At 49.7% G+C, this 14,195-nt stretch carries 12 protein-coding genes and 1 pseudogene; all 13 read left to right on the top strand.

Annotated elements, in window-relative coordinates; genetic code table 11:
* Positions 1 to 77: 77 nt before the first annotated feature.
* On the top strand, positions 78 to 1,031 hold the full coding sequence (locus tag ETC00_RS00325; protein WP_171563942.1) for a quinone oxidoreductase family protein: 954 nt from the start codon (positions 78 to 80) through the stop codon (positions 1,029 to 1,031).
* An 8-nt stretch (positions 1,032 to 1,039) separates the two neighbouring features.
* Entirely contained in the window at positions 1,040 to 1,474 is a 435-nt protein-coding gene (locus ETC00_RS00330) for a MarR family winged helix-turn-helix transcriptional regulator (protein ID WP_171563943.1), read from the top strand.
* Positions 1,475 to 1,622: 148 nt separating this feature from the next.
* Positions 1,623 to 1,925: an ArsR/SmtB family transcription factor gene (locus tag ETC00_RS00335; protein ID WP_171563944.1), complete on the top strand. Its 303-nt coding sequence runs from the start codon at positions 1,623 to 1,625 to the stop codon at positions 1,923 to 1,925.
* A gap of 128 nt (positions 1,926 to 2,053) precedes the next feature.
* Positions 2,054 to 3,241 (top strand): MFS transporter, encoded by a 1,188-nt coding sequence (locus ETC00_RS00340; protein ID WP_171563945.1) that lies wholly within the window; start codon positions 2,054 to 2,056, stop codon positions 3,239 to 3,241.
* A gap of 623 nt (positions 3,242 to 3,864) precedes the next feature.
* The gene (locus ETC00_RS00345; RefSeq protein ID WP_171563946.1) at positions 3,865 to 4,446 is read left to right on the top strand and encodes a TetR/AcrR family transcriptional regulator; all 582 of its coding nucleotides are present in this window, start codon (positions 3,865 to 3,867) and stop codon (positions 4,444 to 4,446) included.
* Between the two features lie 121 nt (positions 4,447 to 4,567).
* Positions 4,568 to 5,464 (top strand): NAD(P)-dependent oxidoreductase, encoded by an 897-nt coding sequence (locus ETC00_RS00350; protein WP_171564190.1) that lies wholly within the window; start codon positions 4,568 to 4,570, stop codon positions 5,462 to 5,464.
* An 8-nt stretch (positions 5,465 to 5,472) separates the two neighbouring features.
* Positions 5,473 to 6,696 (top strand): MFS transporter, encoded by a 1,224-nt coding sequence (locus tag ETC00_RS00355; protein WP_171563947.1) that lies wholly within the window; start codon positions 5,473 to 5,475, stop codon positions 6,694 to 6,696.
* 286 nt (positions 6,697 to 6,982) lie between these two features.
* Positions 6,983 to 8,546, top strand: a pseudogene (locus tag ETC00_RS00360) (MFS transporter).
* A 139-nt stretch (positions 8,547 to 8,685) separates the two neighbouring features.
* A complete protein-coding gene (locus ETC00_RS00365; protein ID WP_171563948.1) occupies positions 8,686 to 9,141 on the top strand; it encodes a ferritin-like domain-containing protein in 456 nt (151 codons plus the stop codon).
* Between the two features lie 168 nt (positions 9,142 to 9,309).
* Positions 9,310 to 10,239, top strand: a complete 930-nt coding sequence (locus ETC00_RS00370; RefSeq protein WP_171563949.1) for an AraC family transcriptional regulator — start codon at positions 9,310 to 9,312, stop codon at positions 10,237 to 10,239.
* Positions 10,226 to 10,678, top strand: coding sequence for a VOC family protein (locus tag ETC00_RS00375; RefSeq protein WP_171563950.1), 453 nt, complete (start codon positions 10,226 to 10,228; stop codon positions 10,676 to 10,678). The genes ETC00_RS00370 and ETC00_RS00375 overlap by 14 nt, the downstream gene beginning before the upstream one ends.
* Before the next feature lie 167 nt (positions 10,679 to 10,845).
* Positions 10,846 to 12,111, top strand: a complete 1,266-nt coding sequence (locus ETC00_RS00380) for an MFS transporter (protein WP_171563951.1) — start codon at positions 10,846 to 10,848, stop codon at positions 12,109 to 12,111.
* 417 nt (positions 12,112 to 12,528) lie between these two features.
* Positions 12,529 to 14,031, top strand: a complete 1,503-nt coding sequence (locus ETC00_RS00385) for a malate:quinone oxidoreductase (protein ID WP_171563952.1) — start codon at positions 12,529 to 12,531, stop codon at positions 14,029 to 14,031.
* The last annotated feature ends 164 nt before the right edge of the window (positions 14,032 to 14,195 follow it).

Below are 14,195 nucleotides of genomic sequence, written 5' to 3' on the forward strand. Positions count from 1 at the left end.
ATCATGCACATATTTCGTGCTATACTCAATTATGTGCAAAACGCACATAATTTGAGCGAAAGAAGGGTGAAATTACGATGAGGGCAGCGATCGTGAAGGAGAAGGGAACACCTCCTGTACTGGGCCATTTTGATCCCCCCGTTGTGACAGAGGGGCACGTTGTCGTTAACGTTTCGGCAGCAGCCTTGAGTCGAGTGAGTAAGTTCCGTTCACTCGGCATGCATTACTCCTCTGAAGGTAACTTTCCAATGGTGGCCGGTATGGATGGCGTTGGGACCTTGGAAGATGGGACTCGTGTCTACTTTGCAATGCCTGCATGGCCTTATGGCAGTTTGGCTGAACAAACCATGGTGAGTGAAAAGCTGATTGTCCATTTGCCGGACGGTGTTGATGACGTAACTGCCGCCGCGATCGCGAACCCGGCGATGTCATCATGGGCGGCGTTGGTATTTCGAGCGGGCTTCAAGTCCGGGCAAACGGTTTTGATTAATGGAGCCACGGGGGCATCAGGCAGCTTGGCGGTTCAGATAGCCAAGGGGCTGGGAGCCAGGAAGATTATTGCAACCGGGCGCAGCGAAGCGAAATTACAAGCGCTTGAAGCCGATACAGTCATTTCATTTGATATGACAGCAGAGAACGGACAAACCAGCTTTGAACATGCTCTCATGCCCGTTATGGCTGAAGGCGTTGATGTTGTATTGGATTACCTTTGGGGCGACAGTGCAATCGCCATCATGTCAGCTGTTGCCAAGGTAAATACGGATCGTGCAACCCGCTTCGTGAGCATTGGCACTGCATCTGGTCAAGAAAGCATACCGTTGCCTTCATCAATTCTGCGTGCATCAACCATTGAACTGGCAGGCAGCGGGGGCAAGAGCGTTTCGAAAGCAGATATGTTGTCTGCGGTAAAAGGGGTTTTTGAGATGGCAGCCGCGGGCAAATTAACCATTTCCACAACGGAGTTTGCTTTGGAAGATATCGAAGCTGCTTGGAACGCTCCATTGACGCCCCGCCCGGTGGTTACGGTATAATAAATGGCATGGAACATGAAATTTTTAAAGCGCTGATCGATATCGTTTCCCTTCTCAATCGGCCGGATCGTGATCTGAAAATGATTGCCAAGGCCGGTGTGAATCTGGAGGCTGCTGCCTTCCGCGTCCTGGTGGGGATCGCCCATCTCCAATCAACGAGTGTTGGAGAATTGGCTGCCATGATGGGGAAAAGTTATTCGAGTGTCAGTCGGCAAATTGACAAGTTGGAGAATGCCGGGTTGGTTCATACGTATCCGTCACGTTCGGATTCGCGCATACGCGTGTCTGAATTGACAAAACACGGGGAGGAAATCATTGCAATCATCAACCGTACCCGTGAGCGCATGATGCAAGAGGCTTTGGCTGAATGGACTCCGGAGGATAAAGAAAGCTTGTTGATGAATTTAAGACGTCTATACCAAACGATGAAGCGGCTAGACTAGCTCCTCTTGTGCAAATCGTGATGCAAGACAGCCCTTGTTGCGGATGAAGGTCCGTTACAGGGGCTGTTTTTTTGCTGCCGGCTTTGTTGACCCGCCTGTGTGCTTGAGTGATATTGACATATCGAAAAATGTAGATATAATAAAAGCCATGGATCCAATTGAAGTATTCAAGGCGTTGTCGAACGAGTCGAGGTTACAGATTTTACAGTGGCTGAAGGAGCCCGAAAAACATTTTGTGCCCCACGAAGGAGTGGATATGAGGGAAGTCGGGGTGTGTGTCAGTCAAGTGACGGAGAAGTTGAACATGACACAGTCGACGGTTTCGCAGTATTTGTCCATTCTGCAGCGGGCCGGACTGATTCGAACCAATCGGATCGGCAAATACACGTACTACAAACGAAACGAAGAGAAAATAAAAGAAATAGCTGATTACTTACATCAGACGCTCTAGTCTGAACTGAATACCTCAACCGTATTCAGTTTTTATTTGGCCAAACAAATCGACATATCGCGATATGTATATTCGATAAAAGTTGTTGCATTGGTACCTATTCGAACAAAAAAGGAGAAGTGAACGCAATGTCTAACACGTGGAGAGTCTATTTATTGGCGTTGGTCACTTTTTTGGTGGGGACATCCGAGTATGTTATTTCCGGCATCCTGGATAAGATCTCGAATACGATGGGGATTTCCGTTACTTCTGCGGGGCAGTTGGTCACGATCTTTTCCCTTGTGTACGCCATCGGCACCCCGATCCTGATGGCGTTGACGGCGAAGGTGGAAAGGCAAAAACTGCTGGTTTGGGCGATGGGTGCCTTCGTAATCGGGAACATTCTCTCTTTCGTTTTGTCTGGCTATGCATCGTTTCTCGCGGCTCGCGTCATCATGGCTCTGGGCGCGGGAATGGTTGTGGTAACCGCTTTGGACATCGCCGCGAAAATTGCTGTCCCAGGCAAACAAGCCAGCGCGATTGCTACCGTGGTCATGGGCTTTACCGCTTCCCTGATTATCGGCGTGCCTCTTGGACGTATCGTTGCAGCACAATTCGGATGGCAGTCTGTTTTTGGCATATTGGCACTGGCCGGTCTGGTGGCGATGTTCATCCTGTATGCCATCCTCCCCCGAGTTCAGGGAGATAAACCGATGCCGCTGTCCAAGCAACTGGCCTTCCTGAAAAACGGAAACGTAGCGCTGGGGCTTACGATTACCTTTTTCTGGCTCGGCGGATACTCGGTCGCCTACACCTACATTTCACCGTATCTGCTGGATGTGGCTGGATTGAAAGAAGGAATGCTGAGCGGAGTGCTGTTGGCGTTCGGCATCGCTAGCCTGGTCGGTTCCAAATTCGGCGGCTTCAGTGCGGACAAATGGGGGGTATTCCCGACGCTGTCAGGGGGAATGCTCTTGCATGTCATAGCGCTGCTTCTCCTCTCGCTAACCGTTACCTACACGCACTCGTGGCTGCCGATTGTCATCCTTCTGATCTTGTGGTCGTTTTCGGCATGGTCTTCCGGTCCAACGCAACAAGTCAATCTGGTGCGGATTGAACCGAATTATTCGGGAATCATGCTGAGCCTGAACCAATCCATGATGCAGCTGTCCATGGCTGCGGGTGCTGCAATCGGAGGCGTTATGGTCGACCGGGTGTCTCTGTCGTCCATTACATGGGCGGGGATGGTCGGAGTCGCGATTGCGATCGTGGTGGTGTCGTTCTTAAGGATGCGAATGAGTGCCGGCAGTCAAGGTGCCGGACAGTATCCTGGATGAAGTCTAAATGACTGTAGTGCATCATCTTCTGGTTTTCGGAAGATGATGCATTTTAACTACATGACGCGAGGATGCGGATAAGTGGTGGTGGAAGCAAAATAGTTTACAACATTTATTCGCATGGTTCGTCCTGATCCCGGAACATTCGTTTTATACAATTGATAAGGGATTCAAAATTATTAATATAATAATCGCAGTATTTGGACCAGATGATGAAAATACCGTTCGTCATGGTTCATGGATTTATCACCTGGATATGTTTGATATGGGGATTTATGAAATGGAGCGACGAGCCTTATCAGTGGTCATGAGATAGTGCGGTAAATTGGTGAAAACCAATAAAATGTGACCACCCTCAACATAATACCAATAATTTACATGATTTACTACTTTTTTTTGCGCCTGCTTTACTTACGTTAAATGTATCCAAGCCATCTCTAGCACTGTTGAGATTCAGTTAAACGAATTGACCGCCCGATAAAGACGCCGCCCAATCCACCACTGGATAGCCGAGCTTCAAAGTGAGACCACACAGGAGATCCTGCACAATCTTGACAGAAAGACGATAAAGATTTATGTTTGTTTTGGAATGAACGTTTCAAAACAGAACAGGAGGTGAGCATTTGCGCCCAAAAGAGTTTGATCCAGATGATGTAGTGGATGCAGCCATGCAAGTTTTTTGGCAACGAGGCTATACTGCGACCTCGATTCAAGATTTGGTGGAAGGCACTGAACTGGGACGAAGCAGTATTTATAATGCCTTTGGCAGCAAACACGAACTTTATAAGCATACGCTTCGCCGATATCAGGAGTTGAAGGCATCGCAAATTGCGGTGCTGTCCGGACCCGGTTCAGTTAAAGAGCGCGTTAGGCTGCTATTGATGGATGTCGTCGAGGAAGAGCTTGGCAAAGAAAAAGGACTCGGATGCATGACTGCCAACGCAGCACTAGAGCTTGCAAGTCATGATTCGGAAATCGCTGCTATTGTGGCGCAAAACTTTAAAGAATTGGAATCCGCATTATACGAGGCATTTTCTCGTGCCCAAGAAAACGGTGAAATTGCTTCAGACAAGAATGCTCGCGCACTGTCTCGCTTCATACTGAATACGATTCAAGGGTTGCGCGTATTAAGCAAAGGATATATTGGGCATAACCGGCGTCAACTGTTGCTTGATGTGGTGGATGTTGCAATTCAGGCGCTTTAAAGGCGGATTGAGCAGAGCATCTCTGCATCCAACTGGAAAAACCTGCATTACCTTGCAGGAATTTTTTTGCAACGTTTTGTAATGATCGTTCCAAAACATAATGGCGTGAAGCATGTTCGACATGCGGAGCCCTTTTTCCCAAAAGGAGGTTTTTAAAATGAAATTACATCGAAAAACGATCACCGTACTTGGCACCGGCATCATTGGTGCACCAGTGGCTCGTAATTTACAGAAGCATGGTTTTTCCGTGCGTGTATGGAATCGGACACGTGGCAAGGCAGAGGCGCTTGCATCAGCCGGTGTGGATGTATTTGAATCGCCACGGGAAGCTGTGCAGGATGCGGATATTATCATTACGCTGCTTAAGGATGGGGCGTCCGTGCTGGATGTGATGGAAAGCGCTGCTTCCGGTTTGTCCAAAGGAGCTATCTGGATTCAGATGAGTACGGTCGGCATCAAAGCGATCGATGAATTGGCGGTCTTCGCCGAGCAGCGCGGGCTCAGGTTGTTTGACGCCCCCATTCAGGGCACCCGTCAACCAGCGGAACAGGGACAACTTGTCATCATGGCATCCGGACCAACTGAAGATCGGGATACCGTACAGCCGGTGTTTGACGCGATCGGCAAACGGACAGTGTGGGTGTCAGAGCGGATTGGAGCGGCCAGCCGTCTCAAGCTGGCATTGAACAGCTGGGCGTTTGCGTTGACGCATGGTGTCGCTGAAAGCTTGGCAATAGCCAAGGGGCTTGGCGTCGATCCGGCGTTGGTAGTGGATGTCGTGAAAGGCGGACCTATGGACAGCGCATTTTTTCAGTCTAAAGCTGCTTTAATACTTGCAGATGATTACCCTGTCAGTTTTTCGATTGCGAATGCGCTCAAAGACGCCCAACTGGTTATGGAAGCTGTTGAGCAGGCTGGCATCACTGCGGATGTTGCCGCTGCCGGGCTAGAGAGATTCCGACGCGCGTTCGAAGCGGGCCATTCAGAGAAGGATATGGCTGCATCCGGATTGGTGTGAGTAGAGCTATGAACAATGTCAAAAATAATGAATGTACTGGCATTGACTTTCAGGATGCACCTGCTGCAGATCAGCTTCCCGTTTTGCGACTTCTGGCGTTTACAATGGCCGGTTTTATCGCCATATTGACCGAAACGATGCCGGCGGGGTTGCTGCCGCAAATCGGCAGGGACTTTGGCATCTCAGAGGCGTTGTCGGGTCAACTTGTGTCGCTCTATGCTTTTGGCTCGGTGGTGGCGGCAATTCCGATTATAGCCGCGACACGCAGCTGGCGCAGAAAACATGCATTGTTACTGGCAGTCGGAGGCTTGTTTCTTTTCAACGCTGTAACTGCATTGGCCACTGACTATTTCGTGACATTAGGAGCTCGATTCGTTGCGGGCATGGCCGCAGCGTTGACCTGGGGACTGCTTGCCGGTTACGCGCGAAGAATGGTGCCGTATCATCTACAGGGGCGTGCATTGGCGATTGTGGGAGTCGGTCAGCCTATCGCCTTATCTCTAGGCGTGCCGCTTGGTACCTGGCTTGGTACGTTACTCGATTGGCGGGTTATCTTTGGAATGATTTCAATGCTTACGCTTGCCCTGTTCGTATGGATACTTGCTGCAGTGCCCGATTATCCAGGGCAAGCGTACCAACAACGGCAGCCCATTCGCAAAGTTTTCATGCTTCCTGGGATCCGCTCGGTATTGTTTGTCGTTTTTGTATGGATTTTGGCTCACAACATCCTCTATACCTACATTGCGCCATTTATGGCTCACGTCGGGCTCGTGGATCGTTTGGACCTCATCCTGCTAATCTTTGGCTGCTCATCTATAATCGGGATTTGGATTATCGGCCTGTTTATAGACGTACGGCTTCGTTTCCTGACACTTATTAGCCTTGCTGGGTTCGCATTGGTATCAACCATAATGGGGATTGCTGGCGAAGCACATGCGATAACCTATCTAGGCGTATCTATTTGGGGCTTGACTTTCGGGGGCGCACCGACGTTACTGCAGACGGCCATAGCGGATGCAGCAGGGGAGGGAGCTGATGTGGCGCAATCCATGCTGGTGACCATCTTTAACCTTGCAGTGGCCGGAGGTGGCGTCATTGGCGGTCTCCTGCTGGATCACACAGGAGCGGGATCAATTCCTTGGGCCGTTGCACTGCTTAGCCTGATCACCTTGTTCACGGTATGGAAAGGCAAGACTTACGCTTTTAAGCCTGAACGCCGTTCATTCGGATAGCTTCAAATTGATGAATGTTTCCCTTCTCGCCAAGGGGTTAGAGGGCAAGGGATTTGAGGGCTGCGACAGGTTTAGCCGCAAGCAACCTGTGGCAGCCATTGTTTTTCTCGTTTCACGGTAATGTGATATGGATGGAAAGAAATGGAATAAATATCAGCCTTTCCGGACAAGCTGAATGTAGTCTGTCACCAAAATCAAAACAACATGAAATCATTAGTAGGTGATCCTGTTGGCAAAACAATCCTCCCAATATTGGGCGCTGATTTTATTTTCAATCGGCGTATTTATGGCACAGCTTGATAACGGGATTATCAGTTCAGCGCTTACCACCATTAATCGTCATTTCGATGTGAGCGATAACTGGGGCGCCTGGGGGATTACCATTTACACGCTGGGTTTAGCGATCAGCTTGCCGATTGTGGGCAAACTTTCCGACAGGTATGGCAGAAAAAAACTATTTATTATCGAAATCGCCTTGTTCGGCATCGGTTCGTTGTTGGTAGCGCTTAGCCCCTCGTTTAGCTTTTATTTGGCTGCGCGCTTCATTCAAGCTCTTGGCGGCGGCGGCATCTTCATTATCGGCAACTCACATATTTTAAGCACGGTTGAGCCGGCGAAGCAGGCCAAATATTTGGGGCTGTTAGGCGCGATGAACGGGGTGGCCGCTATATTGGGACCGAACATCGGTTCATTCTTGCTTGACGTAACAGGGAATTGGCATATTTTATTTCTCATCAACGTGCCGATTGCCATTGGATTGTTCATTTTGGCAATCATGCGGCTGGTGGAATCGTCTGATTCCAGTCCTGGCCGTTTGGATCTGGTGGGAACTGTCATTTTATCGTTTGCCATCTTGTCGCTTATGTATGGCTTGACAAACATCGAAATCGATTTCTGGACAAGCCTTGCCCAACCGGAAGTGTTCGGTTTTCTCGGTGCCGGAATCGGATTGTTTGTCGTTTTGTTCATGTATGAGGCCGCATTCGCGCGCAAGCAAAATGGCGATCCGATCTTACCATTGTATTTAATCAAGCAGCTCCGCTTCTTGCTGGTCCTTGTCATTGGTGCATTATCTGGCGGAATTTTGGCAGCGATGATTTTCATCCCTGGTTTCACAGAAAATGTACTGGGCATTCCGGCGGAAAAATCGGGTTACTGGATGACGCCGCTGGCACTGGCATCAGGTGTAGGTGCCGGATTTGGGGGGTGCACTCGTATCGAAACGAGGTCCTGTATTTACGGTGATCATCTCTGGACTCCTCGCATCGGTCGGGTTTGCCTTGTTTCCTTTCTGGATTGAAACGAAATGGCAGTTTGTCATATCCAGCATGATTGCCGGTATCGGAATCGGTGTCATCTTAGGCGCACCGTTAAACATTCTGGCGACAGAAGGGTTACGATCCAATAAAGGTTCGGCGCTTGCGTCCTTATCACTGCTTCGCCAGGTTGGCATGACCATAGCGCCAACCGTTTACGCAGGCTTTATTGCCCGCGGCTACAACAATATGGGAGAACTGTTCAAAACGGATTTTCCCGATATCCTGCAAGACAACATCGCCAAGGCCAGCTTGTCACAGCAGGCACTTGGCGAGTTGGCGCAAATTGGACAGCGGATGGCTTCCGAAGCGGATTCATTCGACGCCAATCAATTGAATGAAATCATTCGCTCCATCCAAGATCCAGCATTACAGGAAGTGATCCTGGCCAGTGTGTCGGAAGTGACAAAAAGGGCTGCAGAGATCGGTTACGGTGGGCTGTACGGGTCTGCGGCGGTGTTAAGTGTGCTCGTCATCCTCGTTTCGCTTATCTTGGCACCCTTGCGCAAAAAGGTTTCCGCATCAAGTCAATAAAACTACGATGGTACGCAGGCACTGCATATCAGCCTGAAAAGAGGCACCGCGTTTGGATGCCTCTTCTTTTTTGTTTCTTTTCGAGGAGGCAGTTGAGCAGCTGTTGGACATACTATTCCCAAAAAAGGGGGGATAACGTATGGACGAGAAACAGCGACAACGCGTCATCCGGGAATTGAACAGGTTTTTGCGAGGAAGGTATATGGGCATCCATCAATACGAGTACCTGATTTCACATGCCAAGGAGCCGAAAGTAAGGGAGCTGCTGCAAGAGTTCCAGCAACATGCCAAACTGGGCGCGCAGAAAATTGCCAAACGCATTCAGGATTTGGGCGGTCAGGCAGTAGATGGTGTGGGCGTTATGGGCGAGTTGAGGGAATGGATGCAAACATTTCGGGAGCCACCGCAGAATTCAAGGGACATTCTGCATGACGCGCTGCTCGGTGAGAACAAATACGGCATTCACTTCTCGCACAGAATGGTAGCCGGTGACCTGGATGAGGAAAGCAAGCGAATTGTGGATACGGTGCTGGAGGAAGACCAAAAGCGCGTCGATCAGCTGAAGAAACAGCTGCAGTTGTTACCAACTTCCTGACGTCAACATAAGCGGAGCAACCCCTATCACCGCGACGAGATTGCCAAATGAACGAGGACTTCCACAAAGGAGGCGCCTTCTAAGGGGCGGCTCTTTTTTCTGCTTTCATTTGTCAAAAAATTTTGGATAGAATGAAGAAGAGTGGGACGTGAGGAGGATGGAGAGAAAATGCATGAACACCTGGTGAAATGGTTTACTCCATCGCAAGGACTGCCGGTATCCGGCCGGAGTTCCGTCCAGTACCGGGAGTATTCGCCGAGTCCGTCTTTACGGCCGCATATTGCCTGCTACTGGAGTGTGACAACACGTGCTGAAGATGACACAGGTGAATTCGACGACATTCTCGTCATCCCTGACGGATGTTTTGACTTCGTGTTTACCGTATCCCGTCATCGTACGGTTTCCGGACATCTGTCCGGGGTGATGGAGTCCGCCTTCACCATCTATCCGGGTCCTGACACCGCATGGTTTGGGGTCCGCTTTCGTCCGGGAGGAGCCGTGCCATTTCTTCGCTCGCCGCTGTCCCTGTATCGCGGCGGGAGCTCCCCGTCCCTGACCGAACTGTTCGGAGACGGTGCGCTGCGTCTGTTGGATCGGCTGGCGGACGCGGAGGACCTGCCGACACGGATTCGGGTGTTGGACGCGGCTTTGCAGCAGCGGCTTTCGGTTTCCCCTGACGAACCGTTCGATCCGCTGGTCGCCAACGTGTTGCATGAGATGTACCGCCATTCCGGGAATGTTCGGATTCATGAACTGGCCGCCCGCGAAGCGGTGAGCCCCCGGCAATTGTTGCGGCGGTTTGAAATGTGGACAGGCTGCAGCCCCAAACAGTTTTGTCGCGTCGTACGGTTTCAACGAGCCGTTGATTTGATCGCCAAAAGCACAGGCCAGATCCAGGGGGCTGACTTGGCGTATCAATGCGGGTATGCCGATCAGGCGCACTTTGTCCGGGATTTCCGCGCACTCGCGGGCATGTCTCCCGGACATTACATCAGGCGAGCGAGCATGTCCGATTTGTTCAATACGGACAGGTCATTTCCGGCCTATCATCGTATTGAAACGAGTGAGGAGGCTGAGTTTGCCAATGAAACTGGATAACGTACGATTGCTGGTAACCCGTTTTGATGAGTGCTTTACCTTTTATCACGAAAAGCTGGGTTTCCCGGTCCTGTGGGGCGAATTGGGCGGGGGATATGCCAGTTTTGGCACGGCGGAAAGCCAATTCGCGATCTTCTCTCGCAGCGAAATGGCTGAGGCTGTAGGTACAGACCATCTCCCGGCCGCTTCGGATGCCCAGGATCAATTTGCGTTGATTGTGAGGGTGAACGATCTTGACGCAACCGCAGCCCGCTTAAAAGCGGAAGGCATCTCCATGATTACAGACGTTCAGGACCGTCCAGGCTGGGGAATTCGCACCGCACACCTGCGGGACCCGGATGGAAACCTGATTGAACTGATAGAATCGCTTCCCGCTGAATCGTGGGATGAAGGGCTTCGGAAAGCTGACGGAAAATACCAAAAACAGCAAACGTCATAAGGCGGTTGGGCTCAAATCCGGGAGGGTTTCGAAAGCCGAGACCGTCAGGAAAGAGGTGTCTCGCAGGGGGGCACATCTTTCCAATGTCATAGGGATTTGGGTAGAATAAAATTATAAGGAAAAAATAGGAATACAGTCGGCAATTAGATTATAAGGAGACTCCTTTCATGAGTGCAGTTAAACAAGGGCATCTATTTAAAAATAAATGGTTTGCGATATATTTTATCGCCTCATTTTTTTCCAAGATCGGAAGTCAAATCTACCTGTTTGCGTTGCCCTGGCTGTTGTTTGAAATGACCGGTTCCGTAGGTTGGATGAGTACGATGTGGGCAGTTGAAATGCTGCCTTTTGTCCTGGTCGGTCCATTCTTGGGGGTCTTCGTTGATCGATGGGATCGTCGAAAAGTATTGATCTGGTCCGATTTTGCCAGGATGATTTTGGTCTGCTTGATTCCCTTGTTGTATAAGGTGGGATTGCTGAATGTTATCTGGCTCTTTGTAATTGGGTTTTGTCTGTCGATCTTCATGATCATGTTTGATTTGGTGTCAGACTTTTCAGTCATTCCGCAATTGGTAGCAAGAGAACAACTTACCGCTGCAAACTCCTTGTATCGGTCAATGGACAATATCACGACCATGTTGGGACCGGTTATCGCAGGCGCGCTCGTGGGATTGGTCGGAACGGTTGAGTCGCTGTATATTGATGGTCTCTCGTATTTATTCACATTGATTGTCGTGACCATCCTGCCCATCACGTTGCAGAACGAAAAAGCCAGGACACGCATGACATGGCAAACCGTTTTCCTTGACATTAAGGAAGGGATCACGTTTTTATTCCGCTCGGAGATTCTTTGGGTGTTGGCCTTCATTGGAGGGCTCAGCAACTTGGCTGTCGGAGCACTGCACACGGTGATGAGATTTTATTTGGCAAACGAACTGCATAACGCTTTGTTGGTGGGAACGATGTATTCGGTTATTGGCATTATGACGACAATCGGGTCTGTTTGCGCGCCGCTGTTATTAAAACGCATGCCGATCGGCCGAGCGATTATCCACGTCTCGAATGCAATGTTTATCGGCGGCTGCATCATGGTAATCCCGACAGGATGGTTCATGCCTTTGATCGGCTACGGCATTATTACCATGGCTGCAACGATTCGCGTCGTCTATACTTTTACGATCCGTCAGTTGGAAATACCAAATGAATTTATGGGACGGATTAATGCTGCATTTCGCATGATTTTAACGGTATCTTTCCCGTTATCGGCCTTGCTGCTTGGCGGGTTGGCCGATGCATACGGGACGAGGATCGCGTTCATGTGCACTGCCTTTATCTTGCTAATCGTGTCCATTTGTCTTGCACGTTCCAACGTTCGTGCGTATGAGATCAAAAGCAGTGAGGAAAGGAACACGACCTTAGAGAACACAATCTAAAGGTATAACTGGATGACGAATGGTTCTGTACTTGTCCAGCTTAAATGGGGGATGATTGCATTCAAAAAACACCGGAAGCAACATATTCATGGGTCAGGATGCATCACTGTTTATTCTTGATGCTCAAAAGTAGTTGGCAGGCAAAACAACATTCGCACAAACTTACTCGCCTTACCCCTTGTCAGAAGCCGGGGTAAGGCTTAGTTTTTTCAGGTGTTTTCAGCCTCTCGCAAGCAACTACCCATCATTACCAGCTCCCAAATGGAGAATCCCCATCAGTTTATAGTAGATATTTGCAACCATAGGTATCATAATAGAGTATGATGGTCGAATTTTGACGGTGTGTTCCGAGGTGGGGGGCCTTCCTTTTGTAATGTCTATGCAGGAGCGCCTACTCTTTTAAAAGGAAGGGGTATCATGAGCAATATCCAGAAGAAAACAGACGTTATCTTGATTGGTGCCGGAATCATGAGCGCGACTTTGGGAACATTGCTGAAAGAGTTAGCACCGGATTGGGAGATCAAAGTGTTTGAGAAACTCCCGGTCGCAGGTAATGAGAGCTCGAATGAATGGAATAATGCAGGGACGGGCCATGCTGCTCTTTGTGAGCTTAACTATACACCGGAAAAATCGGACGGGTCTGTCGATATTACCAAAGCGATTAAAATCAACGAACAATTTCATCTTTCCAAACAGTTTTGGTCTTATCTCGTCAAACGTAATCTGATTCGGAATCCGAAAGATTTTATCATGCCCATTCCCCATATGAGTTTCGTACAAGGGGAAAAAAATGTCGCGTTCTTGAAAAAACGTTTTGAAGCGCTGTCGAACATCCCGCTGTTTGAAGGAATGGAGTTTTCCGATGACCCGGCTACATTGCAGGAATGGTTCCCGCTGATCATGGAAGGCCGTACCGTGAATGAACCGATCGCGGCCACGAAAATTGACTCAGGAACGGATGTCAACTTTGGTGCGTTGACGCGCATGCTGTTTGAGCACTTGCAGAAGCAGCACGTCGAGATTCACTACAAGCATCACGTAAAGGATATTACACGTGCGAGCGACGGTTCGTGGAGTGTGAAGGTGCACGATCTCGACAGCGGTCAGATCGAAACCCATACGGCAAAATTCGTGTTTATCGGCGCAGGGGGCGGAAGCCTGCCGCTGCTGCAAAAAACGGGGATTCCGGAGGCAAAACACATTGGCGGTTTCCCGGTAAGCGGACTGTTCATGGTATGTAAAAATCCGGACGTGATCGCAAAGCACCATGCAAAAGTATACGGCAAGGCCAAGGTTGGCGCTCCACCGATGTCTGTTCCGCATCTGGATACCAGATATATTGAGAATCAAAAAACGCTGCTGTTTGGACCGTTTGCCGGCTTCTCACCCAAGTTTTTGAAAACGGGTTCTTATTTTGATCTGATCCGATCCGTAAAACCGGACAACGTCCTGACGATGCTGGCAGCAGGCGTAAAAGAAATGGCACTGACCAAGTATCTGATCCAGCAGGTTCTGTTGTCGAATGAACAGCGCATGGAAGAACTGCGCGAGTTTATTCCGACTGCCAACAGCGCAGATTGGGATATCGTGGTAGCGGGTCAACGTGTGCAGGTGATCAAGGACACCAAGGAAGGCGGCAAAGGCACCCTTCAATTCGGTACGGAAGTGGTTACGGCTGCTGACGGCTCGGTAGCTGCGCTGCTCGGGGCTTCTCCGGGTGCTTCTACGGTTGTTCATGTGATGCTGGAGGTATTGGAAAAATGCTTCCCGCAGCAAATGAATGAGTGGAGACGGAAAATAACCGAAATGATTCCGTCTTATGGGGTGTCGCTTGCAGATAACCCGCAACTGCTGCAAGAAATTCAAAAGTCGACCGAGCAGACGCTGGGTCTGGTCGAAAAAGAACTGGTCTACAGCTGAAAGTAGACGCAACAGACAAGCCATTGCCTATCTTCGAACTTTTAATCTGCTAAATTTCGCGCGGATTAAAGGTTCTTTTTTTTGTCGTCCGCCGCGACAGGCGGGCTTTTTTGTGCTGTGAGCACAATTTTTGCACATTCACGTGGGGTAAATTCGGTCTAACT

It is taken from the genome of Brevibacillus sp. MCWH (assembly GCF_013096935.1).
GTDB lineage: Bacteria > Bacillota > Bacilli > Brevibacillales > Brevibacillaceae > Brevibacillus > Brevibacillus aydinogluensis.

Coding starts and splice junctions, on each gene's coding strand:
- ETC00_RS00350 (WP_171564190.1), top strand. CDS start 4,568: ATGCGGAGCCCTTTTTCCCAAAAGGAGGTTTTTAAAATGAAATTACAT.
- ETC00_RS00330 (WP_171563943.1), top strand. CDS start 1,040: ATGGAACATGAAATTTTTAAAGCGCTGATCGATATCGTTTCCCTTCTC.
- ETC00_RS00380 (WP_171563951.1), top strand. CDS start 10,846: ATGAGTGCAGTTAAACAAGGGCATCTATTTAAAAATAAATGGTTTGCG.
- ETC00_RS00325 (WP_171563942.1), top strand. CDS start 78: ATGAGGGCAGCGATCGTGAAGGAGAAGGGAACACCTCCTGTACTGGGC.
- ETC00_RS00385 (WP_171563952.1), top strand. CDS start 12,529: ATGAGCAATATCCAGAAGAAAACAGACGTTATCTTGATTGGTGCCGGA.
- ETC00_RS00340 (WP_171563945.1), top strand. CDS start 2,054: ATGTCTAACACGTGGAGAGTCTATTTATTGGCGTTGGTCACTTTTTTG.
- ETC00_RS00370 (WP_171563949.1), top strand. CDS start 9,310: ATGCATGAACACCTGGTGAAATGGTTTACTCCATCGCAAGGACTGCCG.
- ETC00_RS00355 (WP_171563947.1), top strand. CDS start 5,473: ATGAACAATGTCAAAAATAATGAATGTACTGGCATTGACTTTCAGGAT.
- ETC00_RS00335 (WP_171563944.1), top strand. CDS start 1,623: ATGGATCCAATTGAAGTATTCAAGGCGTTGTCGAACGAGTCGAGGTTA.
- ETC00_RS00365 (WP_171563948.1), top strand. CDS start 8,686: ATGGACGAGAAACAGCGACAACGCGTCATCCGGGAATTGAACAGGTTT.
- ETC00_RS00375 (WP_171563950.1), top strand. CDS start 10,226: ATGAAACTGGATAACGTACGATTGCTGGTAACCCGTTTTGATGAGTGC.